The following is a 21979-nucleotide window of genomic DNA, read 5'->3' as shown; positions in this document are numbered from 1 at the left end:
CGCACGCCCCGGCCGCGCCGGCTCAGAGGAGCCGGCGCGACCCGAGCGGCGTGACGCGCAGCCAGCGGAACCCGTAGCCGTCGAGCCGCACCTCGGCGGTCCCGTCGGGCGCGGGCTCGACGTCGTCCGCGTCGAGGACGTCGACGAGGCGCGCGTCCTCCGGCAGGTCGCCCAGGGGCACCCGTACGACGACCGGGTCCGGCGACAGGTTGTGCAGCGTCACCATCGAGGCGTCCTGCCAGGTGGTGCGCAGCGCCAGCACGGACGGCTCGGGCGAGTCGAGCACCTGCGCGTCGCCCCAGCCCAGCTCGGGGCACTCGCGGTAGCGGTGCGCGAGCATCCGCACGAACGTGAGCAGCGAGTCCGGGTCGCGGCGCTGGTCGGCGACGTTGACGTGCTCGGGCGCGTACCCGTCGCCCGGCAGCGGTGCCGCGAGCCGGCGCGCGGGAGCGCGGGAGAACCCGCCGTTCGGCCCCGACGTCCACTGCATGGGCGTCCGCACGGCGAGGCGCCCCGGCACGTCCAGGTTCTCGCCCATGCCGATCTCCTCGCCGTAGAACAGCACGGGCGTGCCCGGCAGCGAGAAGAGCAGCGAGTACACCATCCGCAGCCGGCGCGGGTCGCCGCCCAGCATCGGGGGCAGCCGCCGTCGCAGTCCCCGCCCGTAGAGCTGCATGTCCTCCTCGGGGCCGAACGCGGCGAAGACCTCGGCGCGCTCGTCGTCCGTGAGCTTGTCGAGCGTGAGCTCGTCGTGGTTGCGCACGAACGTCGCCCACTGGGTGTCGCGGGGGATGGGCGGACGCGCGGCGAGCGACCCGGCGAGCGGGGTCGCGTCGTGCCGGGCGAGCGCCAGGTACAGCGCCTGCATCGCGTTGAAGTCGAACTGGAGCGTCAGCTCGTTGCTCGTCACCCCGCCGGGGTCGCCGTCGGTGGGGTCGCCGTCCCCGAAGTAGCGCGCCTGCTCCTCGTAAGGCAGGTTGACCTCGCCCATGAGGATCGCGTCGCCCGACCGTCGCCCGACGAACGCGCGCAGCACGCGCAGCAGGTCGTGGGGGTCGTCGATCTCGTCGCCCGGGTTCGCGGCCGCGTCGGTCAGCGCGTAGGGGACGGCGTCGACCCGGAAGCCGGAGATGCCGAGCTCCAGCCAGAAGCCGATCGTCTTCGCGATCGCGTCCCGCACCTGCGGGTTCGCGGTGTTGAGGTCGGGCTGGTGCCGGTAGAAGCGGTGCCGGTACCACTCGCCCGACGCCTCGTCGAGGGTCCAGATGCCCTCCTCCTGGTCGGGGAACACGACCTGGTCCTTGGTCGACGGCGGCTCGTCGGACCGCCAGACGTAGTAGTCCCGGAACGGGGAGGTGGTGGACCGTCGCGCGGAGCGGAACCACGGGTGGCGGTCGGACGTGTGGTTGACGACGAGGTCCACGATCACGCGGATGCCCCGGTCGCGCGCGGTCCGCACGAGCTCGACCACGTCGCCGAGGTCGCCCAGGCGCGGGTCGACGCCGAGGAAGTCGGTGATGTCGTAGCCGTCGTCGCGGTCGGCCGTCGGGTAGAACGGCATGAGCCACAGGCACGTCACCCCGAGGTCGGCGAGGTGGTCGATCCGCTGGACCAGGCCGGGGAAGTCGCCGATCCCGTCGTCGTCCCAGTCCATGAAGGTCTCGACGTCGAGGCAGTAGACGACCGCGTTCTTCCACCACAGGTCGCCGGTGTCGCGGATCCTCACGCCGCACCCCCGTCGGTCGTGGCGGCGCACGCCTCGCGCAGCCGGGGCAGGAGGGCCTCGCCCGCCGCGTCGAGGAACGCGTCCTGCTGCTGCCCCACGTGGTGCAGGTACACCTCGTCGAACCCGCACGCGACCAGCTCGGCGACGCGGTCCGCGAGCCGCTGGGGGTCGTGCTCGACGAGCACCGTGCCGCGCACCTCCTCCGGGCGCACCAGCTCCGCCACCGCGTCGTACTGCTCCGGGGTCTCGAGGTGCCAGTTGACGCTCGGCGGCAGGAGGTTGGAGCGCCACTGGTCGTGCGCGACGGCGAACGCGGCCTCGTCGTCCGTGCCCCACGCGATGTGCACCTGCAGCGCGAGCGGCCCGCGGCCCCCCGCGTCGCGGTACTCGCCGACGACCTGGCGCAGCGACTCGACGGGCTGGTTCACGGTGACGAGGCCGTCGGCCCAGTCGGCGTGGCGGCGCGCCGTGGCGGGGGTGACGGCCGGACCGACGAGCCGCGGCGCGACGTCGGGCAGCGACCACACGCGTGCCCGGTCCACCGTGACGTGCCCGTGGTGCGTGACCTGCTCGCCCGCGAGGAGGGCCCGGATGACGTCGACGCACTCGCGCAGCCGGGCGTCGCGCTCGGCCTTCGTGGGCCAGCGGTCGCCCGTGACGTGCTCGTTCATCGCCTCGCCCGAGCCGAGCGCGGCCCAGAACCGGCCCGGGAACATCGCGCCGAGCGTCGCGATCGCCTGCGCGACGATCGCCGGGTGGTAGCGCTGGCCGGGGGCGGTGACGACGCCGAACGGCAGCGCGGTCGTCGCGAGCGCGGCGCCGAGCCACGACCACGCGAACCCCGACTCGCCCTGGCGCTCGCTCCAGGGGGCCAGGTGGTCGGAGCACATGGCGGCGTCGAAGCCGACCTGCTCGGCGCGGCGGGCCGCGGCGAGGAGGGGGCCGGGCGGGATCTGCTCGTGGGAGGCGTGGAAGCCGACGGTGACCATGGCGCCCAGTGAACCGACCCTCGCCGTCCCACGCGCGGCGAGGAGGGGGAACGGTGGAGGCTCCGTGGCCGCGCCGCGGGGCCCGGCGCGCCCGGGACGCGCGCCCGTACGCTGACGGGATGCGCCTGCTGACCTGGACGTTCGCCGTCTATCTCGCCGCCGTCCTGGTCGTGACGCTCTGGCCGTCGCCGCAGTCCACCGACGCGCCCGGCTGGGCGACGTCCACGCTCGGCTTCCTCCAGGGCCTCGGGATCCCGATCACGCTGCCGGTGCTCGAGGCGCTCGCCAACGTCGTGATGTTCGGGCCGTTCGGCGTGCTCGGCGTGCCCCTCATGCGGGGCGCGGCCGCCCGCCGGGGCGGCGCCGTCCCGAGCACGTGGCGCGCCGTCGGGCTCGTGACGCTCGCGGGCTGCGCCCTCTCGGTCGCGATCGAGCTCACCCAGAACCTCCTGCCCGGCCGCGTCCCGACCGTCCAGGACGTCGTCCTCAACACGGCCGGCGCGCTCCTGGGCGCCGTGCTCGTGGCCCTCGTCGTGGGCGGGCTCGCGCGCCGGCGGCCCGCCCGTGCCCCGCGGCCGGCCCGCTGACGGCGCGGGGCCGGGCACGAGACAGGGCAAGAGACCGGGCACGGGACCGGGCAAGAGACCGGACGGGCCGCCCCGCCGCGGCCGGGGGACGAGCGCGGCGGAGCGACCCGCCCGGGGTCGCGGGAGCGGGGGTCAGCGCGTGAGCGCCGTGTCCCCGCACAGGTGGACCGGCATGCCGAGCGCGGCGAAGAACGCGGCCTTCGCCTCGAGCGCGCGGTCGGCCGTCGCGGCGTCGGGCGCGTACGCGACGTTGAGGTGGTTCGCCTTGTGGCGGGCCATGAACTGGTCACGGCTCACGCCGTGCAGCACGGCGTGCATGATCGGCCACTCGGGGTTCGTCGCCTCCTTGCGCCGGCGCGTCTCCTCCGCGGGCAGGGAGACGGCCGAGGCCCGGCCGAGGTCGACCTGCAGCACGCCGTCGGCGATGTAGACGCGCGACCAGACGATCTCGCCCGCCTTGGACACGCCGTTGATCGTCGACCCGCCGGCCGGGAAGAACACCGGGTCCTGGCGCCAGCCCTCGGCACCCGCGTACCCGCCCTCCAGGTGCGAGGCGGGCACGGAGCCCGAGATCTCGAAGACCCACACGAAGCGGCCGTCGTGCTCCTCGCCCCAGCGCACGTCGTGCAGGGTCGTCGCCGGGTCCAGGCCCATCGCGGTCCACACGCGGTTCGTCACGAGCGCGTCGACGGCGACGCCCTCGTCCGCCTCGTTGAAGTGCGGGAACGCCTGGCCGTCCCACAGCACCCGACGGCCGTCGCGCGAGCGGACCGGCGGCCGCTGGACGTTGTTGAGCAGGCCCTCCGCGAGGTCCGACGCCGGGCAGATGTCCTTGAGCCCCTGCTGGTACTGGATGCCGACGGCGTCGAGCCCGAAGTCGTCGGCGATCCGCAGCGCGGCGATGTACATCTTGTGCTGCCAGCGCAGCTGGGCGGGGGTGAGCTCCGTCGCCTCGTCGGTGCCGAGCCGGAACGTCATGCCCGCCTCCTCGAGCCAGCGCTGGACCGCGTCCGCCTCGTCGTCGCCGACCCGCTGCATCTCGGCCCAGAGCGCCGACTGCGACAGCCGCTCCTTGTAGATGCCCAGGCCGTTGAGCAGCTCGTCGTCGAAGATCGCGTTGTACATGCCCATGCAGCCCTCGTCGAAGACGCCGATGATCGCCTTCTCGCGCAGGAGCTGGGCGGCGAGCGCCTCGCCGAGCTGCTTCTCGGCGCTGTCGGGGAGCTCCGGGAGCGCGTGGACGTGCGCGTCGTCGTGCTCGATCGTGCCCGTCGTGACCCACGACCGGATCGCGTCCTGGAACCAGGCGTCGCTCCCGTCGACCGTCCACACGGTCGAGTAGGGGCGGCCCATCTTCGTCAGGCCCGCGTTGAGGCCGAGCAGCCCGACGAGCCCCGGCCAGTCGCCCGCGAAGTTGGCGGCGGTGAGCACCGGGCCGCGGTGCGTGCGCAGCCCGGCCAGCACGTGGTGGCTGTACTGCCACACGGCCTCCGCGACGACGAGCGGCGCGTCGGGCGGGATCGTCGCGAACACCTCGAGCCCCATGCGCTGGGAGCTGATGAACCCGTGCCCGGTCTCGGGATCCACGTCGTTGGCCCGCACGACCTTCCAGCCGTTCGCGGCGAACGCGTCGGTGAGGACGCGCTCGAGCTCCACCTGCGTGGGCCAGCCCGCGACGTTCGCGGACTCGCGCAGGTCGCCCGAGGCGACGAGGTAGACCGTGCGCTCGGGGGCCGGGGGCTCCGGCGCGAGCGTGGGGACGGCGTAGGTGCTGCTGGTCATGCGGGTGCTCCTTCGAGGGCGGTGCGGTCGGGGGCGGGGGGCGCGGCCCGGCGTGCGAGCGCGTGCACGACGTCGCGCGTCGCCGGGTAGAGGTCGCGGTACAGGCCGTAGAGCTCGTCGTAGACGCCGCGCACCGCGGGGTCCGGCCGCACGACCCGCGCGGGCGGGTTCCACGCCGCGACGTCCAGGAGGTGCCCCTGCTCGTGCACGAGCCCGGCGGCGAGCATCGCGGCGCCGTAGCTCGCGCCGATGGTGCTCGTGGGGACGACCTGGGGCAGCCCGGTCACGTCGGAGACGACCTGCGTCCAGAGGTCGCCCTGGGTGCCGCCGCCCACGGCGACCACGCGGGAGACGTCGGCGCCCGCCGCGCGGAGGGTCTCGACGTTGTGCCGCACGCCGAACGCGGTCGCCTCGAGCGCCGCGCGGTAGAGGTCGCCGCGCGTGTGCGAGAGCGTGAGGCCGGCGACGACGCCGCGTGCGTCGGGGTCCTGGACGGGGGTGCGCTCGCCCGCGAGGTAGGGGAGCAGGAGGAGCCCGCGGGCACCGGGCCCGCTGGCCGCGGCCTCGGCGAGCAGCTCGGGGTAGTCCGCGCCGGTCAGGTCCTTCAGCCACGACGTGACGGCGCCCGACGTCGCCATGCCGCCGGCGAGGCTGTGGGTCCCGGGGTAGGCGCCGACGGTGCCCCACATCGTCTCGCTGCGCAGCGGCTCGGCGACCGTGGCGACGAGGAACATCGTCGTGCCGTACATGAGCATGAGGTCGCCGACGTGCGTCGCGTCGACGCTCACGGCCTCCGACCAGGCGTCGATGGTGCCGGTGACGACGGGCGTGCCGGCGGCCACCCCGGCGAGGCGCTCGCGGGTGACCCCTGCCGCCTCGCCGGGCCACCGCAGCGCGGGCAGCTCGAGGCCGGGCGCGACGAGCGCGGCCCACTCGCCGATCCAGTCGTGGTCGCGCGGGTCGTACAGGGGCGTCGACTGCGACGCCGAGTGGTGGTCGAGCACGTACGCGCCGGTGAGGCGGAAGGCGAGGTACGACGCCGGCATGAACAGGCGGCGGGCGCGCGCCCAGGCCTCGGGCTCGTGCCTCCGCACCCAGGCGATCTTGGGCCCGGCGGCCTGCGACGACAGCGCCGAGCCGCACCGGTCGAGGACCGTCGCGCGCCCGAGTGCCTCGTCGAGCTCGGCGATCTGCTCCGTCGCCCGGGTGTCGACGCCGTAGAGGATCGCCGGGCGGACCGGGGTCCCCTGCTCGTCGGTCAGCAGCACGCACGGGCCCATGCCGGAGAGCCCGACGGCGGCGACCTCGAGGTCGGCCGGGACGTCGGGGCCGCGGACGGCACCGGGGGCGAGGTCGGCCGTGAGCTCGGTGACGACGTCGACGAGCTCCTCCCACCAGACCTGGGCGTCCATCTCGACGTGGCCGGGCTGCGGCCGGTCGACGACGTGCGCGCGCGTGGTCGAGCGCAGGATCGCGCCGTCCGGACCGACGAGCGCGCCCTTGGTGCTCGACGTCCCGACGTCGACGCCGACGAGGCCGGGGGTCGTGGGGGAGGGCATGCCGACCAGCATGGCAGAAATCGATTACAGACACAACGGGTGCCGCGACCTGCGATGTTGCCCTCGGCAGTCTCAACACGTGAGACGAATCCGGGCGTCACGGAACTGTGACCTCGGGCCTGGCCGAGCGGCGCGGAGCGGCTCGGCGGCGCGCCCGCGTCCCGGACAACCGACCCGGGGCCCGTTGTCAGCGCGGGGCCACCGGTCCGCGGCGCGGCCCCCAGCCGCGGGACCGCGGGGCCGTGCCCGGGTTCCGTGTCGGACAACGGACATCCCGCTGTCGGCTCGACGCCGCGACGCGCTGTCGGCGTCCGCGGGACCGGGTCGCGGCGGCCGGACAGGACACGGACGACACGGCGCGCCGCGGGCCGCCGCACCCCGGCTCGACCCGTTGACGGCCCCCGCGGGGAGACGTTCGATGAGGCCCTCGCATCCAACGACGGAGAGAGGACGGACGCGATGAAGCTTCCCCGAACTGCGCGGCGCGGCATCCAGGCCGGCGTCGCGCTCACGATCGTCACGTCGCTCGCGGCGTGCGCCGGCAGCGCCGACCCCGAGCAGTCGGGCCAGGGGGGCGAGGGCGGGACGACGGTGACGTTCCGCTCCTGGAGCCCGATCGAGCAGACCACGCGCCAGATGATCGACGCGTTCACCACCGCGAACCCCGACGTCACGATCGACTCGACGATCTTCAACTACCCCGAGTACGTCGTGGACCTGCAGACCCGCGCGAGCTCGGGCACCATGCCCGACATCGTCGGCCTGCAGCCCGGCGCGCTGACCCAGCAGTACCGGGAGAACCTCATGCCGCTCGAGGAGTGCGCGGCCGACACGTGGGGTGACGACTGGGAGTCGAAGTTCTTCCCGATCGGCCTCGAGCAGGCGCGGATGGGCAACCCCGAGGGGGACGACAGCTACTACGCGCTGCCGCTCCTCGTGCAGACGGTGAACCTCTGGGCCAACTCCGACCTCCTCGACGAGGCGGGCGTCGAGCCCCCGGCCACGTGGGCCGAGCTCGAGAGCGCCGTCGACGCACTCGGCGGCGGCTCGGCCGCGCCGTTCCTGCTGCCCGCCAAGGACTCGTGGCTGCGCAACGTCGTCTTCCTCCAGATCGCCAACAACGTCGAGCCGGGCCTCGTCCAGCAGGCGGAGTCGGGCGAGGCGTCGTGGACCGACCCCGGGATCGTCGAGGCGTTCACGTACTGGCAGAAGCTCTTCACCGACGGGATCGCCCAGCAGGGCGCCCTCGCGCTGGACGCCTACCCGAACGGCGTCAACCAGTTCGAGGCGGGCAACGCCGCGATGATCCCCCTCGGGGCCTGGTGGATCCAGCAGTCCGACCCCTCGCGCGCCGACATCCCGCCGCTCTCGCAGGGCATGGAGGGCTACGAGCCCTTCCTGTTCCCGACGATCCCGGGCGGCGCGCCCGAGCCGCAGCTCGTCGGCGGCATCGACGTCGCGCTCGGCATCTCGAAGGACGCGAAGAACCCCGAGCTGGCGTGCCAGGTCCTCACCGACTGGATCGCCGGGGACGGCGCCCAGGTGCTCATCAACACGTTCAACGACCTGCCCGCCGTGCAGGGCCTCGACCCCGAGGAGTTCACGAGCGACAAGCAGCGCGAGATGTGGACGACGTTCACCGAGGACTGGATGCCCGAGGTGCAGTACTCGCGCTACTTCGAGTCGCCGGACATCGACACGGCCGTCGCGGACGCGCTGTCCGCGGTCGCCGCCGGGCAGTCGACCCCCGAGGAGGCCGCGGCGAAGGTCCAGGCGGTCCAGGACGGGCTGGGCTGACGATGGCAGCCCTCGTCTCCGGGCGACCCGCGGCGGCGACGCCGCGGGTCGCCGGGCCGCGCGCGACGACGTCGACGGGACGCGGCACGCGTCGCCGCCAGCAGCTCGTCGCGCTCGGCTTCATCGCGCCCGCGCTCCTGCTCTTCGCGGTGTTCGTCGTGTACCCGATCGTGTTCAACGTCCAGGCGAGCACGCTCGACTGGGACGGCGTCAACGCCGGGACGCCGGTCGGCGTCCAGAACTACGCGGACCTCGCCCAGGACCCGGTCTTCCACATCACGCTGCGCAACTCGCTGCTGTGGATCCTCCTGACGATCGTCCCGCAGGCGGTCATCGGCTTCACGCTCGCCTGGCTGCTCAACACCCGGCTGCGGGGACGCACGGTGTACCGCGCGATCTTCTTCCTGCCGGCCGTCCTGTCGCCCGTCGTCGTGGGCATCGTCTGGCAGCGCCTGCTCGACCCGTTCAACGGCGTGCTCGCGCAGCTCGGGCGGGCGACCGGTCTCGAGGTCCTCACGCGCCCCTACCTGTCCGACCCGTCGACGGCGATCGTCACGGTGATCGTCGTCAACGTGTGGATGTGGTCGGGCTTCTCGATGCTGTTCTACCTCGCCGGCCTCCAGCTCCTCGACCACTCCGTCCTCGAGGCGGCGCGCATCGACGGGGCGAGCGGGTGGGCGCTCGTGCGGCGCATCGTCCTGCCGCTCCTCAAGCCGACCCACCTCTCGCTCGTCCTGCTCGGGATCATCGGCTCGCTCAAGACCTTCGAGCTCGTGTGGGTGCTCACCGAGGGCGGGCCCAACCACGCGTCGGAGCTCATGCCCACGTACATGTTCAAGGAAGCCTTCCAGCTCCAGTCGTTCGGCTACGGCGCGACGATCTCCGTCGTCCTGCTCGTCCTCGCGATCGGCTCGTCCGTCGCGATGCTGCGCACGTTCGGGGCCGGGTTCATCACGGGGGAGAAGTCATGACGGCGCTCAGCTCCGGCACCGACCGCGCGCGGCGCGCGGCCGCCACCACCACCACGCCGCCCGCCGCCCCCGTCCGCCGTCGGCGCGGTCACGGCCGCAGCAAGGACGTCGAGGCCCCGCCGCGGTGGTCGCACTGGGTGCTCGGACCGCTCGCGGCGCTGTGGATGGTCCCCGTGGTGATGGTGGTCGGCATCTCGCTGCTGCCCACGTCGAACCCCTCGACGACGGCGCTCGGCCTGCTCCCCGAGGAGCCGACGCTGCGCAACTACGTGACGATCTTCGAGACCAACCCGATCCTGCAGCACCTGCTCAACAGCCTGCTGGTGTCGGTCCCGTCGATCCTCCTCGTCGTCCTCCTCGGCTCCATGACGGCGTTCGCCCTCGCCCGCCTGCGCGTGCCGTTCCGGGGCGTCGTGTTCGTCGGGCTGCTGCTCGCGCTCGTGCTGCCCATGGCGAGCATCGTCGTGGCGGTCTTCAAGATCCTCCAGGCGATCGGCCTCTACGACTCGCTGCTCGGGCTCGTCCTCGCCTACACGGCGCTCGGCCTGCCGTTCGCCGTGATCATGATCCGCACCACCTACCTCGCGATCCCCGACGAGACGTACGAGGCCGCGCTCGTCGACGGCGCGTCCGCGTGGACGATCTTCTGGCGCATCTACTTCCCGCTCGGCAAGGCGGCCGCCGCGGTCGTCGTGATCTGGCAGCTCATGATGACGTGGAACGACTTCCTCCTGCCGCTCGTCGCGATCAGCGACAACGACCTCAAGCCCCTGACGCTCGTCCCCCTCGCGTACCGCGGGATCTACCTGAGCCAGCCCGGCGCGCTGTTCGCGGTGCTCGTGCTCATCTCCGTGCCCATCGTCGTCGTCTACCTGTTCATCCAGCGGTACCTGGTGAACGGTCTCGCGGGGTCGGTCAAGTGAGCTACCTCGGCATCGACCTCGGGACCACGGGGACGCGCGTCGGCGTGTACGACGAGGGGGGCAACGAGCTCGTCGCGCGCTCGCGCCGCACGACGGTCGTGCGCCCCGCGCCGGGGCGCGCGCACGTCGACGCGGAGGCCGTGCTCGACGGCGTCGAGGCGCTCGTGCGCGACGTCGTCGCCGAGCCCGCGGTGGCCGCGGACCCGGTGGAGGCCCTGTCCTTCTCGACGCTCGGCGAGGCCGTCGTGCCCGTCGACCGCGCGGGCCGCGCGCTCGGCCCCGCCCCGCTGAGCATGGACGGCCGGGGCGCGGGCTCGGCGGACCGGCTCCGCGAGCTGCTCGGCGGCGACGCCGTCCAGGAGATCACGGGCCAGCCGCTGCACCCGATGTTCTCCGTGCACAAGGTGCGCGGGCTCCTGCCCGACGGCGCGCTGCCTGCCGCGGTGCGGACCCTGGACGACTTCGTCGCGACGCGGCTCGGCGCGGCGCCGGCCGTGGACCTGACGATGGCGTCCCGCACGGGAGCGTTCGACGTCCGGACCCGCGCCTGGTCCGACGCGGTGCTCGACGCGCTCGACGTGCCCGGCGCGCTCCTGTCCCCGGTGGTCGCCGCGGGCGACGTGATCGGCGTGGTCTCCGCGGACGCCGCCGCCCGGACGGGGCTGCGCGCCGGGACGCCCGTCGTCGCGGGCGTGCACGACCAGGCCGCGGCCTTCCTCGGCGGGGGCGGACGCCCCGGCCTGCGGGCCGTGTTCTCGTTCGGGTCGAGCGACTGCCTCACCGTGGGCACCCGCTCCCGGCCGGAGCGGCTCGGCGGGACCGGGCTCGCGACCTACCCCGTGGGGGCGGACCTGTGGGTCACCCTCGCGGGCACGGCGGCGGGCGGCTTCGCGCTCGACTGGTTCTCGTCGATCGTCCACCACGACCGGATCGACCCGTGGGCGTCGCTCTACGAGGTCGGCGCCGTCGACCCACCCCCGCTCCTGGTCGCGCCCTACCTCGCCGGGTCGGGCACGCTCGACAACGACCCCGCCGCTCGGGGCGCGCTCCTCGGCCTGACGCTCGAGACGACGACGGCGCAGATCGCGCGCGCGTTCGTCGAGGCCTCGGGGTTCGAGCTCGCGAAGATCCGGGCGGCGCTCGCGGAGCGCGGGGTGGAGCCGGTGGACGTGCACGCCGTCGGCGGCGGCTCGGCCAACCTCGGCGCCCTCCAGGCCCGGTCCGACGCGGCCGGGGTCCCGCTGCGCGCCGTCGTGCGCGAGGCGGCGGGGCGCGGCGCCGCGCTCCTCGCCGCGCTCGGTGCCGGCACCTTCGCGAGCGTGCTCGACCTGCCCGCCCCCGCCGTCGTGCACGAGGCGAGCCCCGACCCGCGGCACGCCGCGTGGTACGCGCGGCAGCGCGCGACGTTCGACTCGCTGCACCAGCTCCTCACCCCCGTCAGCACGTCCCTCGCCGTCGAGACCGTCGACGGCACCGCACTCAAGGAGATCGCATGACCACGCTGGACACGTTCGACCTGCAGGCCGCGCGCGAGGACGTCCTCGCGTACTGCCTGGAGTCCGTGAAGCTCGGGCTCAACTTCAACACGCAGGGCAACATCAGCCTCCGCATCCCGGGCACGTCGACGTTCCTCATCACCCCGACCGACCTCGAGTACGACCGCATGACGCCGGACGACCTCGTGGTCGTGGACGAGGACGCGAACGTCGTCGAGGGGCGGCTCCAGCCGTCGTCGGAGGTGACGGTGCACCTCGCCGTCTACGCCGCGCGCCCCGACGTCCAGGCGATCGTCCACACCGAGCCCACGTACGCGAACGTGTTCGGCGTGCTGGGCGAGCCGATCCGCGGCGCGCTCGTCAACATGGTCATCTACACCAAGGGCGACGTGCCGGTCATGCCGTTCGCGCTGAGCAACTCGACCGAGTTCGGCCGGGACATGGCGCGGTACCTCGAGGACCGCAACGCCGTCGTCTGGGCCAACCACGGCCTGCTCACGGTCGGGCCGAACCTGCGCGACGCGTTCAAGACGAGCGTCGCGGTCGAGAGCGCGGCGAAGGTGCTCTCCGCGGCACGCGCCGTGACGGACGACCCGATCGTCCTCGACTACGCGTCGCTGGGCATCACGCACACGCTGTGACCGGGCCCGGCGCGCAGCGACCCGGTCCGGTCGGGCGCACCGCCCGGCCGGGCCGCCTAGCCGAGGACGTTGCGCGCCGGGTCGATCGGCACGCACCCGCAGGTCGTGCCGTAGGCGATGTCGTAGTCCATGTCGAGCAGGCGCGGCGGCAGCGACGGGTTGTTCATGCGCTCCGTGAGGAGCTGGACCGTCCGGGCGGCGAGCGTCGCCGCCGGCGCGACGGCGTTCGTGGGCACGAGGCCCGTCGTCCCGACGCCGGGCACGTTGTCGAACGTCGTCAGCACGACGTCGGACGGCACCTTGAGGCCGAGGCGCTGCGCCGCGGTGAGCACGCCCCAGAACATGAGGCTGTTGGTCGCCAGCACGCCGAACGGCGGCTCGAGCGTCCGGAAGAGCGAGTACGCCGCGGTCGCCGCCTCCTCCGACGTCGTGAGGCCGGCGAGGACGTGGTTCTCCGTCCCCGTCCGGCTGACGACGCGCTGGAACGCGGTGTGCCGGTTGCGCAGCGTCGAGACCGCGAGGTCGCCCGCGACGAGGCACACGCGCTGCACGCGGTGCTGCTCGATCATGTGCAGCGTGAGCTGCTCGGCCGCGTGCCGCGCGTCCGGCAGCACGTGGTCGACGAGGCCGCGCACGGACGGCACCGTGCGGTCGACGACGACGGTCGGCACCGACTGCGCGAACTCCACGAGGCCCGGGGCGCCGGTCGGGAAGATGACCATGCCGTCGACGTCGAGCCGACGGAACGCGGTGAGGATCGCCTCCTCGGTGTGCAGGTCGTCGTCCGAGTCCGCCGACAGCAGCGTGGGGCTCACGTTGGCGAGCCGCTCCTGGAGCGCGCGGCTGACGGCTGCGAAGTAGTCGTTGCGCACGTCCGGGAAGACCAGCCCGACCACGCCCGTGCGCCGCTTGCGGCCGCGCGGGCGGGACTCGCCCTCCAGCCCGAGCTCGGCGATCGCGTCCTCCACGAGGCGCCGCGTCGCGGCCGCGACGTGCGGCTCGTCGTTGACGACGCGCGACACCGTCTTGATGGACACCCCCGCGCGCGCCGCGATGTCGGCGAGCCGCACGGACCGGCCACCCGCTCCCGCGGTCCGGTCGTCGTCCTGCGTCACGTCGCCTCCGCCCGTCGCTCGCCCGCACCCGCCGCCGTCCGCCCGGGCGGCACGCTCCCGACGACACGACAGGAAGGTCAGCCATGACCCTCGTCACGAACCGTACCCTGCTCGACGCCGCCGCCCGGGGTGGCTACGGCGTCGGCGCCTTCAACGTCGCGGACCTCGCGATGGCGACGGCGGTGCTCGACGCCGCGCGCGCCACGGAGAGCCCCGTCATCGTCGAGACCCTGGCCGGGTCCCACCCGTACGCCTCGGACGCGCTGTGGTGGTCCGCCCTGCGCACGGCGATCGCGGCGTACCCCGACGTCCCGGTCGCGCTGCACCTCGACCACGGCCCCGACGAGGCGACGTGCGCGCGGGCCGTCGCGGCGGGGTTCACGAGCGTCATGATCGACGGCTCGCTCGGGCCGGACGGCCGCCCCGCCGCCTTCGAGGACAACGTCGCGGTGACGCGGCGCGTCGTCGAGCACGCGCACGCGCACGGCGTGTCCGTGGAGGGCGAGCTGGGGACGATCGGCGGCTCGAAGGACGGGCGCAGCCACGCGGAGATCGTCCTCGCGGACCCGGAGCAGGCCGAGGAGTTCGTGCGCCGCACCGGGGTGGACGCCCTCGCCGTGGCGATCGGGACCTCGCACGGCGCCTACAAGTTCACGAGCCCGCCGGACGGCTCCGTGCTCCACATGGACCTCGTCGAGCGCATCGCGCGGCGCGTGCCGGGGACCCACCTCGTCATGCACGGCTCGTCGGGGCTCCCGGCCGACCTCCGGGCGACCATCAACGCGCACGGCGGCGACCTGCCGGAGTCGTGGGGCGTCCCCGACGCCGAGAAGGCCCGGGCGGCGAGCCTCGGCGTGCGCAAGATCAACCAGGGCATGGACCACTACATGGCGTTCACGGCGGGCGTCCGCGTCGCGCTCGCCGCGTCGCCCGGCGACGTGGACCCGGCGGGCTACCTCGCGCTCGGCCGGGAGTGGGCGCAGCGGCTCGTCGAGGAGCGCATGGTGCTGTTCGGCCAGGCCGGCCGCGCGTCCGACGTGCTGCCCGCCGCCGCGGGCGCCCCGGCGGCGGGCTGAGGCCGGCTCACGGCCCGGCGGGCGTGCCCTGGACGACGCGGCGCGCCGGGTCGTCGGCGCCGGCCAGCCGGTCGAGCAGGATCCGCGCGGCCGTCGTGCCGAGCGCCCGGGGGTCGAGGGGGACGAGCGCGACGTCGGACGTGCGCGACGTCGCGAAGGGCAGGTCGCCCACGATGCCGACCCCGACGGCGGGCCCGTCGTCGGCGCCGCGGGCCCGTGCGTCGGCGGCCGACGCCGCGGGTCGGCCGTGCGCCTCGGCGAGCGCCCGGAGCACGCCGACGCCGACGAGGTTGTTGGTGGCGAGGATCGCGTCGGGCGGGTCGGGCCGGGCGAGCAGGTCGACGGCCGCCCCGTGGCCGCCGTCGACGCGGAAGTTCGCGTGCACGAGCAGCCGGTCGGGGGAGAGCCCGGCCTCGGCGAGCGCCTCGCGCCACCCGTCCGCGCGCTCGACCGCCGTGCTCGTGCCGCGCGGCCCGGTGATGCACGCGACCCGGCGGAACCCGCGCTCGACGAGCTCCGCGGCGGCGCGGCGCCCGAGCGCGACGTTGTCGAACACGACCTGGTCCACGTCCTGGCGCACCCGGCGGTCGATGACGACGACGGCCCGACGGCGGGCGCGCAGGGCGGCGGTCTCGGGCGCGTCGGTGGCCGGGGCCAGGACGACCCCCGCCATGTTCTCGCGCTCGGCGACGGCGAGGTAGCGCTCCTCCTTCGCCGGGTCGTCGTCGGTGTTGCACAGGACGACGGAGTAGCCAGCCTGCTGCGCGACGTCCTCGACGCCGCGCGCGACCGCCGTGAAGAAGGGGTTCTCGACGTCGGGCAGGACGAGCGCGACGACGTCGCTCGACCGGCGGCGCAGGGACCGTGCCGTGCGGTCCGGGGCGTAGCCGAGGTCCTCGACCGCCGCGCGGACGGCGGCTGCGAGCTCCGGCCGGACGGTCTTGCCGTTGAGGACCCGGGAGACGGTGGCCGTGGACACGCCGGCGTGCCGGGCGACGTCGACGATGCGGGTCATGCCCGCGAGCGTAGCCGGGCGCCCGGGTCCCACCCGCGCGTCTGCGGCACAATGGTCCGGTCATGGGGCCGGTCGCCGGCCCCGTCGGGCGTGGGGACGAAGGGGCGAGGGTGTCGGTCGACACGGTGCGTGCGGGGTCGCTGGGGGATCGTCTCGCCCACGTCCTGAGGGTCGCGATCGTCCGGGGGGAGCTGGCGCCGGGGGAGCGGCTCGTCGAGGAGGGCGTGGCGCGGCAGTACGACGTGTCGCGCGGGCCCGTCCGCGACGCCCTGCGGGTCCTCGCGGCCGAGCACCTCGTCGAGTCCGAGCGCCGCGGGTACGTCGTGCGCGGCGTGGGCGCCGCCGACGTCGACGAGCTGTACGACGTGCGCAGCGCCCTGGAGGCGGTCGCCGTGCGCGCGGCGGCGGAGCACGCCGACGAGGTCGACTGGTCCGCGAGCGAGGCGGCTCTCGCCGGCATGCGGGAGGCGGCGGACGCCGGCGACTGGTACACGTACGCCGCTCACGACCTCGCGTTCCACTCCACGCTGTACGCCGCCGTGCCGAACCGCCGCCTGCGCACGCTGTGGGAGCAGATCGAGCCCACGTTCGCGGTCATGCTCCAGGAGACCAACAAGCAGGACGTCGACCTGCACCCGTCGTGCGCGGACCACGAGCGGCTGCTCGACGCGATCCGGACGCCGCGCCTCGACGAGGCGCTGGCCTACCTCGACGAGCACCTCGCCGGCTCGCGCCGTCGCATGAAGGACGCGCTGCAGCAGCCGCGCCGCTGAGCCCCCTCCCGCACGCCCCGGTCTGCCTCGGCAGGCCGGGGCGTCGTCGTGCCGCAGGAACGTCTTCCCGTTGACGGTTGACTGTTAACAGTAAACGGTGCCATCCTGACGGCGGCGCGAAGCAGCGCCCGCGCAGCGACGCGAGAGACCGAAGGAGACGTGCCATGACCACGGCACCGGAGATCATCACCCCGCCCGTCACCACCTACGACGCGTCGGGCGCGCTCGACCTCGGGGCGCTGCGCGTGCTGCTCGCCCACGTGGAGCCGGAGGTCGACGGGGTGTTCGCCGTGGGCACGACGGGCGAGTTCCCGGCCCTCGACGCCGCCGAGCGCGCCGCGCTCGTGCGGACCGCGGCCGACGTGTTCGGCCCGGACCGGACGATCGCGCACGTCGGTGCCGCCTCCGTGCACGAGGCGCTCGACCACCTGCGTGCGGCCGAGGACGCCGGCGTCCGGCGCTTCGCCGCCATCACGCCCTACTACCTCACGGCGAGCGACGAGGGCGTCGTGCGCTACTACGCCAGCCTGCGGGCCGCGACGGACGGCGAGCTCTACGCCTACGTCTTCCCGGACGTCGCGTGCTCCGACGTCTCGCCCGAGCTGCTCGCCGTGCTCGCCGAGCTCGGTCTCGACGGCGTCAAGACGTCCGGCTCCGCCTCGGCCCGGGTCGACGCGTACCGGTCCGCGGCCCCGCGGCTCGCGCTCTGGTCGGGGAACGACGCCGACCTCCCGCACGTCGTCGCGGCCGGTGGGCGCGGGACCGTGTCCGGCGTCTCCGGGGTCGCGCCGCGCGCGTTCGCGGACCTGCGGGCGGCGCTCGCCGCGGACGACGCGGCCGCCGTCGTGCGGGCGCAGGCGGTCGTCCAGCGGCTCGTCGCCGCGCTCGGGCCCAGCATCGCCCGCCTCAAGTACGGCCTCGACGTCCAAGGGCTGCCCGGCGGGACGACGCGCATGCCGGTCGACCCGCCGTCCGACGCCGTGAAGGCGGAGATCCGCGCGGCCCTCGCCGCCGCCGGGCACGACCTCGCGGCCGCCTGACCCCCGCTCCGAACCGCTCCACCCGCGGCACCCCGGACGGGTGCCGCGGGAGGGGCCCGGGCCCTCGCCGCTGAGACCCGGAGCCCCCACACTGAGATCAGCGGAACCCCGCACCGAAGGAACAACGATGTCCGTCACCGCACCCGCGGCCCCGCTCACGAGCAGGCGGTACGCCTGGAAGGTCACGCTCTCGAGCTTCGTCGGCAACACGCTCGAGTACTACGACTTCCTCGTCTACGGCACCGCCGCCGCGATCGTCTTCCCCGCCGTCTTCTTCCCGTCCGAGAACTCGTTCGTCGCCACGCTGTCGTCCCTCGGCACGTTCGCCGTCGGGTTCCTGGCCCGCCCGCTGGGCGGCATGTTCTTCGGCCGCCGCGGCGACAAGCAGGGGCGCAAGTCCACGCTCGTCCTCACGCTCGCGATCATGGGGACCGGGACCCTGCTCATCGGCTTCCTGCCGTCCTACGACTCGATCGGCCTCCTCGCGCCGGCGCTGCTCGTCGTGCTCCGGCTCGTCCAGGGCTTCGCCGTCGGCGGCGAGTGGGGCGGGTCGATGATCATCGTGCTCGAGTCCACGAACCCGCGGCACCGCGGCTTCTACACGTCGTGGCCGAACACCGGCGGCTTCTCCGCGCAGATCCTCATCACCCTCGTGTTCGCCTGGGTGTACACGCTCGACGACGCCCAGCTCCAGTCGTGGGGCTGGCGCGTGCCGTTCTGGCTCTCCGCCGTCGTGCTGGCCGTCGGCCTGTGGATGCGCCGCTCGCTCGAGGAGACGCCGGTCTTCACCGACGCCGTCGCCGGGCTGGAGAAGGAGGGGCGCAACCGCTCGCTCACCGTCGAGAACCTCGAGGCCAGCCAGGCCGCCATCCGCGAGCGCCAGGAGCGCGAGGTCGCCGCGGCCGCCGAGCCCGCTCCGCAGACGCCCGCCCGCGGGCCGCTCGCGAGCGTCTTCCTCGAGGACTGGCGCAACCTGCTGCGCATCGTCGGGCTGCGCTTCGCCGAGGCCCTGCCGTACTTCCTGCTCACGGTCTTCGTGCTCAGCTACGGCCCGCAGCACCTCGGCATCGAGAAGGAGAGCCTCAACACCGCGATCCTCATCATGGCGGTCCTCGCGTTCCCCGCCCACGGGATCTTCTCCTGGATCTCCGACAAGATCGGTCGCCGGCCGGTCTACTTCTTCGGGGCCCTCGTCGTGTTCGTCATGGCCTTCCCGTTCTTCGGGCTGCTCAACACGGGCAGCTTCGTGCTCATCGTGCTCGGGTACGTGCTCATGCTGAACCTCGGGCACAACGCCATCAACTCGATCCAGCCGGCGTTCTTCGCCGAGCTCTTCCCGGCGGACCGCCGCTACTCCGGCGCGGCCACCGGGCGCGAGATCGCGTCGATCGTCGCGGGCGGCCTCACGCCGTTCATCGCGACCGCGCTCGCGGGCGAGGACGGGTCACGCTGGCAGCTCGTCGCGCTGTACGTCATGGTCGGTGCGCTCATCACGATGCTCACCGTGTGGAAGACGCCGGAGACCTTCCGGCGCGACCTCAACGTCGTCGGCGAGACCGTCCGGTGACGACGCCCGTGGAGCGCCTGCTCGTGTCGGGCGACGGCGAGGCGTGGGCCCAGTGCCACGCGTCCACCGTCGCCCGCACGGGCGGGCGCATGCTCGTGGCATGGTTCGCCGGCACCCGGGAGGGCACGCCGGACAACGCGATCTGGCTCGTCGCCGAGGAGGACGGCCTCTGGGGAGAGCCCCAGGTCGTGCTCGGCGAGGACGACGGCGTCGCGTGGTGGAACCCCGTGCTCGCCGTCGCGCCCGACGGCCGGCTCTGGCTCTTCGCCCACCGGGGCGAGCGGATCTCGCGCTGGGTGACCTGGTACCGCACGTCCACGGACCACGGCCGCACCTGGACGGCGCCGCGCGAGCTCGTGCCCGGGGACGCGAGCGGCGGTCGGGGCCCGGTGAAGAACCCGCCCGTCGTCACGCCGCACGGCGCGTGGCTCGCCCCGTCCTCGGTCGAGAGCGGGGGAGCGGACCCCGTCTGGGGCGCGCGCTTCGACCGCTCGGAGGACGCCGGGGCGAGCTGGGCGCTCGCGGACGTCCCGCTCGACCGTTCGCGGCTGCGCGGGGCGGGGATCATCCAGCCGGCGCTCTGGTCGGGGCGGTCGGGTCTCGTCGCCGTCTGCCGGTCGAGCGAGGGCCTCGTCTACCGGACGACGTCCGCCGACGACGGCCGCACGTGGACGGCCGCCGCACCCACGCGGCTGCCCAACAACAACTCGGGCCTCACGGCCGTCCGCCTGCCGAGCGGGCGCGTCGCCCTCGTGCACAACCCGGTCGGCGAGGAGTGGGGCGCGCGGTGCCCGCTGAGCGTCTCGGTCTCGGACGACGACGGGCTGACCTGGCACCGGGTGCTGGACCTCGAGGACGGGACCCGGGCGCCCGCCACGCTCCCGGGCGTCCCCGTGCCCGCGCTGCGGGAGGCCGGCCCGCCCAGCGGGTTCGCCGCCGGCGACACGGGGATCGTCACGGACGGACGCGGCGAGTACTCCTACCCGTCGGCGACGACCGACGGCGCGACGCTGCTCGTCGCCTACACCTGGCAGCGCCGGGGCATCGCCCTCGCGCGCGTGCCGCTGCGGCTCGTGGACCGGCCGGTCGCCGACGCGGTCACCGGCGCGACCGACCGGACCGGGTCGTCGTGAGGATCGCGCGGATCCGCACCGCGCACGGCCCGCGGGCCGCCGTGCTCGACGGCGACGCCTGGGACGTGCTCGTCGCGGACGTCCCCGAGCCCGCGACGGGTCGCGACGGCCGCCCGGCCCTGCCCGCGTCGAGCGGCGTGCGGGTCCGCGCCGACGACCCCGGCCTCGACGGCGCCCTGCTCGCGCCGTGCCGTCCGCGCGTGGTGGTCGGCATGGCCCACAACAGCGGGCCCGAGGGTCGGGCGCTGCCCCCGCAGGCGTTCCTCAAGTCGGCGCGCACGGTCGTCGGGCCGGGGGCCGTCGTCCGGCACGACCGCGCGCTGGGGCGCCTGGTGGCGGAGGCGGAGGCGGCGGTCGTCGTGGGGCGGCCGTGCCGCGACCTGCGGCCCGACGACGTCCCCGGCGCGATCCTCGGCTGCACCGTCGCCGACGACCTCACGGCCGACGACCAGGTGCCGCTCGACGCGATGATGACGCGCGCGAAGAACGGCACCGGGTTCACGCCGCTCGGCCCGTGGATCGACACCGCCGCCACGCTCGACGACGCCGCGCTCGTCGTCGCGGTGGACGGGGTGGAGCGGGCGCGGTCGACCACCGCGGGGCTGTCCTACGACGTCGTCGACCAGCTCGTGTTCCTCACGCGCCACCTCGAGCTCGGCCCGGGGGACGTCGTGCTCACGGGCGCGCACCGGTCCGCCGTGCCCGTCGAGGGCGGGGTGGAGGTCGCGCTCGAGGTCGGCGGCGTCGGCACGCTGCGCCACCGCGTCGCCTGAGCGGCCGTGTCGCCGGAGCCACCGCGTCGCCGGAGCCGACCGGGCGCCGGTGGGCCGACGCGGCGGCTCCTAGGGCGTGTCTCCTTAGTCGCAAGGCTGAGATGGTGCAGAGTGCGCTCGTGGATCGTGGTCGTGAGTTGTCGGACGAGCAGTGGGCGGTGATCGGCCCGTTGATGCCGAAGGTGTCGGGGCGGTCGCGTCCGTGGCGTGATCATCGTCAGGTCGTCGAGGGGATTGTTCACCGGTATCGGACCGGGGTGGCGTGGCGCGACCTTCCCGAACGGTTCGGTCCCTGGCAGACCGCATGGAAGCGCCATGCACGGTTCTCGCGCGACGGGACGTGGGACAAGATCCTGACGGCCTTGCGGGCTCGCGCGGACGCGAACGGCGGTATCGACTGGCGGGTGAGCGTGGACTCCACGATCAACCGAGCGCACCAGCACGCCGCGACCTTGCCCCGGGTCACAGGGGGCAGCGACGAATCACAAGAATCCGGAACGGCGCGAACCGCCTGACCACGCGCTGGGCCGGTCCCGGGGCGGGCTGTCGACGAAGATCCACGCCGCGGTCGACGGCAACGGGCGACCGCTCGCGGTGCTCGTGGGACCAGGCCAGGGCGGTGACGCCCCGATGTGCCTGCCCCTGCTGGACGCGATCCGAGTCCCCCGGGCAGGTGCTGGACGGCCGCGCACGACGCCAGATGCCGTGCTGGGCGACAAGGCGTACTCCTCGCGCGCGATCCGGACCGAGCTGCGCCGGCGCGACATCGTCGCGGTCATCCCCGAACCCCGCGACCAACAGGCCCACCGGCGCCGACGCGGATCACGCGGCGGACGCCCCGTGACCTACGACCCCGTCACCTACCGGGGCCGCAACACGGTCGAGCGGTTCTTCAACCGCATCAAGCAGTGGCGAGCACTCGCGACCCGCTACGACAAGCACGCCGTGATCTTCCGCGGCGCCGTCATCGTCGCAGCGATCCTGATTTGGGTGCCCGCGCCCTGATTCCCGGATGG

General features: G+C 74.3%; 19 protein-coding genes. 13 read left to right on the top strand and 6 right to left on the bottom strand.

Translation table 11 applies throughout. The annotated features are described in order from the left end of the window. Positions 1-22 precede the first annotated feature (22 nt). Complete coding sequence (locus BJP59_RS15935; RefSeq protein WP_194521409.1) at positions 23-1726, bottom strand: alpha-amylase family protein; 1704 nt, start codon at positions 1724-1726, stop codon at positions 23-25. Then, the gene (locus tag BJP59_RS15930) at positions 1723-2715 is read right to left on the bottom strand and encodes a TIGR03885 family FMN-dependent LLM class oxidoreductase (RefSeq protein ID WP_194521408.1); all 993 of its coding nucleotides are present in this window, start codon (positions 2713-2715) and stop codon (positions 1723-1725) included. Before BJP59_RS15930 ends, BJP59_RS15935 begins: the two co-directional genes overlap by 4 nt. 119 nt (positions 2716-2834) lie before the next feature. Between BJP59_RS15930 and BJP59_RS15925 the strand changes: the two genes are divergently transcribed. Continuing rightward, the gene (locus tag BJP59_RS15925; protein WP_194521407.1) at positions 2835-3302 is read left to right on the top strand and encodes a VanZ family protein; all 468 of its coding nucleotides are present in this window, start codon (positions 2835-2837) and stop codon (positions 3300-3302) included. A gap of 132 nt (positions 3303-3434) precedes the next feature. On the opposite strand, the gene BJP59_RS15920 is transcribed toward BJP59_RS15925, so the two are convergent. Together BJP59_RS15920 and BJP59_RS15915 are read right to left on the bottom strand one after the other, a co-directional pair. Beyond that, entirely contained in the window at positions 3435-5084 is a 1650-nt protein-coding gene (locus BJP59_RS15920; protein WP_194521406.1) for a fucose isomerase, read from the bottom strand. Next, complete coding sequence (locus BJP59_RS15915) at positions 5081-6643, bottom strand: FGGY-family carbohydrate kinase (RefSeq protein WP_194521405.1); 1563 nt, start codon at positions 6641-6643, stop codon at positions 5081-5083. Before BJP59_RS15915 ends, BJP59_RS15920 begins: the two co-directional genes overlap by 4 nt. A 459-nt stretch (positions 6644-7102) precedes the next feature. On the opposite strand from BJP59_RS15915, the gene BJP59_RS15910 reads away from it, so the two are divergent. The 5 genes from BJP59_RS15910 to BJP59_RS15890 are packed head-to-tail and all read left to right on the top strand — an operon-like array spanning position 7103 to position 12471. Next, on the top strand, positions 7103-8440 hold the full coding sequence (locus BJP59_RS15910) for an ABC transporter substrate-binding protein (RefSeq protein WP_031316944.1): 1338 nt from the start codon (positions 7103-7105) through the stop codon (positions 8438-8440). Between the two features lie 2 nt (positions 8441-8442). Beyond that, complete coding sequence (locus BJP59_RS15905) at positions 8443-9411, top strand: carbohydrate ABC transporter permease (protein ID WP_083711552.1); 969 nt, start codon at positions 8443-8445, stop codon at positions 9409-9411. Further along, positions 9408-10334: a carbohydrate ABC transporter permease gene (locus tag BJP59_RS15900; RefSeq protein ID WP_194521404.1), complete on the top strand. Its 927-nt coding sequence runs from the start codon at positions 9408-9410 to the stop codon at positions 10332-10334. The genes BJP59_RS15905 and BJP59_RS15900 overlap by 4 nt, the downstream gene beginning before the upstream one ends. Next, positions 10331-11830 carry an FGGY-family carbohydrate kinase gene (locus BJP59_RS15895; RefSeq protein WP_194521403.1) on the top strand — a complete coding sequence of 500 codons (1500 nt, stop codon included), beginning with the start codon at positions 10331-10333 and terminating at the stop codon, positions 11828-11830. Before BJP59_RS15900 ends, BJP59_RS15895 begins: the two co-directional genes overlap by 4 nt. After that, positions 11827-12471: a class II aldolase/adducin family protein gene (locus tag BJP59_RS15890; RefSeq protein ID WP_021483183.1), complete on the top strand. Its 645-nt coding sequence runs from the start codon at positions 11827-11829 to the stop codon at positions 12469-12471. Before BJP59_RS15895 ends, BJP59_RS15890 begins: the two co-directional genes overlap by 4 nt. A gap of 56 nt (positions 12472-12527) precedes the next feature. On the opposite strand, the gene BJP59_RS15885 is transcribed toward BJP59_RS15890, so the two are convergent. Next, positions 12528-13586, bottom strand: a complete 1059-nt coding sequence (locus BJP59_RS15885) for a LacI family DNA-binding transcriptional regulator (protein WP_076404334.1) — start codon at positions 13584-13586, stop codon at positions 12528-12530. Positions 13587-13669: 83 nt separating this feature from the next. Here BJP59_RS15885 and BJP59_RS15880 point away from each other — a divergent pair, with 83 nt between their 5' ends. Next, positions 13670-14662, top strand: coding sequence for a ketose-bisphosphate aldolase (locus BJP59_RS15880; protein WP_168945881.1), 993 nt, complete (start codon positions 13670-13672; stop codon positions 14660-14662). 7 nt (positions 14663-14669) lie between these two features. On the opposite strand, the gene BJP59_RS15875 is transcribed toward BJP59_RS15880, so the two are convergent. Beyond that, positions 14670-15677 (bottom strand): LacI family DNA-binding transcriptional regulator, encoded by a 1008-nt coding sequence (locus BJP59_RS15875; protein ID WP_194521402.1) that lies wholly within the window; start codon positions 15675-15677, stop codon positions 14670-14672. Between the two features lie 110 nt (positions 15678-15787). Here BJP59_RS15875 and BJP59_RS15870 point away from each other — a divergent pair, with 110 nt between their 5' ends. The 6 genes from BJP59_RS15870 (at position 15788) to BJP59_RS15845 (ending at position 21968) form a co-directional block, all read left to right on the top strand. Further along, positions 15788-16450 carry a GntR family transcriptional regulator gene (locus BJP59_RS15870; RefSeq protein WP_021483304.1) on the top strand — a complete coding sequence of 221 codons (663 nt, stop codon included), beginning with the start codon at positions 15788-15790 and terminating at the stop codon, positions 16448-16450. 164 nt (positions 16451-16614) lie between these two features. Further along, the gene (locus BJP59_RS15865) at positions 16615-17490 is read left to right on the top strand and encodes a dihydrodipicolinate synthase family protein (RefSeq protein WP_163184947.1); all 876 of its coding nucleotides are present in this window, start codon (positions 16615-16617) and stop codon (positions 17488-17490) included. A gap of 127 nt (positions 17491-17617) precedes the next feature. Next, positions 17618-19057, top strand: coding sequence for an MFS transporter (locus BJP59_RS15860; protein WP_194521401.1), 1440 nt, complete (start codon positions 17618-17620; stop codon positions 19055-19057). Next, entirely contained in the window at positions 19054-20190 is a 1137-nt protein-coding gene (locus BJP59_RS15855; protein WP_228485118.1) for a sialidase family protein, read from the top strand. The genes BJP59_RS15860 and BJP59_RS15855 overlap by 4 nt, the downstream gene beginning before the upstream one ends. Then, on the top strand, positions 20187-20963 hold the full coding sequence (locus BJP59_RS15850) for a fumarylacetoacetate hydrolase family protein (RefSeq protein ID WP_163184938.1): 777 nt from the start codon (positions 20187-20189) through the stop codon (positions 20961-20963). The genes BJP59_RS15855 and BJP59_RS15850 overlap by 4 nt, the downstream gene beginning before the upstream one ends. 101 nt (positions 20964-21064) lie before the next feature. Beyond that, positions 21065-21968 (top strand): IS5 family transposase gene (locus BJP59_RS15845; protein WP_228485117.1). Its coding sequence is split into 2 segments (ribosomal slippage): positions 21065-21430 and positions 21432-21968, totalling 903 coding nucleotides; the frame shifts between segments, so codons are not numbered across the junction. The last annotated feature ends 11 nt before the right edge of the window (positions 21969-21979 follow it).

Origin of the sequence: Cellulosimicrobium sp. JZ28 (assembly GCF_015327065.1) — a bacterium.
In the GTDB taxonomy this organism is placed as follows: domain Bacteria; phylum Actinomycetota; class Actinomycetes; order Actinomycetales; family Cellulomonadaceae; genus Cellulosimicrobium; species Cellulosimicrobium funkei.
This window is presented reverse-complemented; position numbering and strand designations above follow the sequence as displayed.

Excerpts from the sequence above, each read along its gene's own strand:
- BJP59_RS15910 (WP_031316944.1), top strand. The coding sequence starts at position 7,103 with ATGAAGCTTCCCCGAACTGCGCGGCGCGGCATCCAGGCCGGCGTCGCG.
- BJP59_RS15890 (WP_021483183.1), top strand. The coding sequence starts at position 11,827 with ATGACCACGCTGGACACGTTCGACCTGCAGGCCGCGCGCGAGGACGTC.
- BJP59_RS15875 (WP_194521402.1), bottom strand. The coding sequence starts at position 15,677 with ATGACCCGCATCGTCGACGTCGCCCGGCACGCCGGCGTGTCCACGGCC.
- BJP59_RS15900 (WP_194521404.1), top strand. The coding sequence starts at position 9,408 with ATGACGGCGCTCAGCTCCGGCACCGACCGCGCGCGGCGCGCGGCCGCC.
- BJP59_RS15925 (WP_194521407.1), top strand. The coding sequence starts at position 2,835 with ATGCGCCTGCTGACCTGGACGTTCGCCGTCTATCTCGCCGCCGTCCTG.
- BJP59_RS15930 (WP_194521408.1), bottom strand. The coding sequence starts at position 2,715 with ATGGTCACCGTCGGCTTCCACGCCTCCCACGAGCAGATCCCGCCCGGC.
- BJP59_RS15865 (WP_163184947.1), top strand. The coding sequence starts at position 16,615 with ATGACCACGGCACCGGAGATCATCACCCCGCCCGTCACCACCTACGAC.
- BJP59_RS15860 (WP_194521401.1), top strand. The coding sequence starts at position 17,618 with ATGTCCGTCACCGCACCCGCGGCCCCGCTCACGAGCAGGCGGTACGCC.
- BJP59_RS15915 (WP_194521405.1), bottom strand. The coding sequence starts at position 6,643 with ATGCCCTCCCCCACGACCCCCGGCCTCGTCGGCGTCGACGTCGGGACG.
- BJP59_RS15880 (WP_168945881.1), top strand. The coding sequence starts at position 13,670 with ATGACCCTCGTCACGAACCGTACCCTGCTCGACGCCGCCGCCCGGGGT.
- BJP59_RS15905 (WP_083711552.1), top strand. The coding sequence starts at position 8,443 with ATGGCAGCCCTCGTCTCCGGGCGACCCGCGGCGGCGACGCCGCGGGTC.
- BJP59_RS15920 (WP_194521406.1), bottom strand. The coding sequence starts at position 5,084 with ATGACCAGCAGCACCTACGCCGTCCCCACGCTCGCGCCGGAGCCCCCG.